General features: G+C 61.6%; 1 rRNA gene (cut by a window edge). It reads left to right on the plus strand.

Going from position 1 to position 1,720, the window contains the following annotated elements:
* Positions 1-204 precede the first annotated feature (204 nt).
* Positions 205-1,720, plus strand: a 23S ribosomal RNA gene (locus H3T93_RS08705); it runs 1,740 nt beyond the window's last position.

Here is a 1,720-nt window from a genome sequence, read left to right on the forward strand (position 1 = left end):
CGTGGCGGGTGCCGGCGGCGCGCTGGTGGTTTGAGAACTGGATAGTGGACGCGAGCGGATGGCTGGCCTGGTGCCGGCTGTCTGCTGTATTGTTTCGTCCGGGCCCATGTGAGTGGGTTCGGGTCGATCGTTTTGTGATCGTTTAGTGTGATGATTTGTCGTCTGGCAGTTCGCAGTTGTTGTTGTCGTGGCATGGCCTGTGGTCGTGTTGTCGGCAAGGGCGCATGGTGGATGCCTTGGCAGACAGGACCGATGAAGGACGCGTGGGGCCGCGATAGGCCTCGGGGAGCCGCCGACAGGGCTTTGATCCGAGGGTGTCCGAATGGGGTAACCCGCCGGCCGTGATGGGCCGGCACCGCATTCGTGCGGGGGGTACGCAGGGAAGTGAAACATCTCAGTACCTGCAGGAAAGGATATTCCGTGAGTAGTGGCGAGCGAAAGCGGATGATGGCCAAACCGGTGCCGTGTGAGACCCGTCGGGGGTTGCGGCATGGGTGTTGTGGGACTTGGCGTCCGGGCTCCGACGGGCCCGGCGGCAGTGATAAAGCGGCGTGTGAGGCGAACGGGATTGAATTCCCGGCCGTAGAGGGTGATGGCCCCGTAGCCGAAGGCGCGCCGCCTGCCGGTTCTTGTTCCCAAGTAGCGCGGGACTCGTGGAATCCCGTGTGAATCGGCCCCGACCGTGGGGTAAGCCTGAATATTCCTGTCTGACCGATAGCGTACGAGTACCGTGAGGGAAAGGTGAAAAGCACCCCGGGAGGGGAGTGAAAGAGTTTCTGAAACCGTGTGCCTACAATCCGTCGGAGCCTTTCGGGGTGACGGCGTGCCTATCGAAAAATGAGTCTGCGAGTCAGTGGTGCGTGGCGAGGCTAACCCGTGTGGGGCAGCCGTAGCGAAAGCGAGTCCGATAAGGGCGTTTCCAGTCGCGTGTCCTGGACCCGAAGCGGGATGATCTAGCCCTGGGCAGGTTGAAGCGCGGGTAAGACCGCGTGGAGGACCGAACGGACCTGGGTTGAAAACCGGGCCGATGACCTGGGGCTAGGGGTGAAAGGCCAATCAAATTCCGTGATAGCTGGTTCTCTCCGAAATGCATTTCGGTGCAGCGTCGCGTGAGTGCCTCCATGGGGTAGAGCTACTGGATGCTTGAGGGCCCGTATCGGGTACCGACAGCAGCCAAACTCCGAATACGTGTGAGGTGTATCGCGGCAGTGAGTCGGCGGGGGATAAGCTCCGTCGTCGAGAGGGAGACAGCCCAGATCGTCGTCTAAGGTCCCCAAGCGCGTGCTAAGTGGGAAAGGATGTGGAGTCGCATAGACAGCCAGGAGGTTGGCTCAGAAGCAGCCATCCTTGAAAGAGTGCGTAACAGCTCACTGGTCTAGTGGTTCCGCGCCGATAATGTAGCGGGGCTCAAGCACGCCACCGAAGACGCGGCAGCGCAGTTCGCTGTGCTGGGTAGGAGAGCGTTCCGCGTGGGGCGAAGCGGCGGCGTGAGCCGGCCGTGGACCGCGTGGAAGTGAGAATGCAGACATGAGTAGCGAGAGGCGGGTGAGAATCCCGTCCGCTGGATGACCAAGGGTTCCGGGGCCACGTTCGTCGTCCCCGGGTGAGTCGGGTCCTAAGGCGAGGCCGACAGGCGTAGTCGAATGGATGAAGGAGTCGATATTCTCCTACCGGCGTCAAGCCGTCCAATCCAAGACGCGGAAGCGTGCCCTTACCTGTG

The organism is Bifidobacterium sp. M0404, from assembly GCF_016101415.1.
Taxonomy (GTDB): Bacteria; Actinomycetota; Actinomycetes; order Actinomycetales; family Bifidobacteriaceae; genus Bombiscardovia; species Bombiscardovia polysaccharolytica.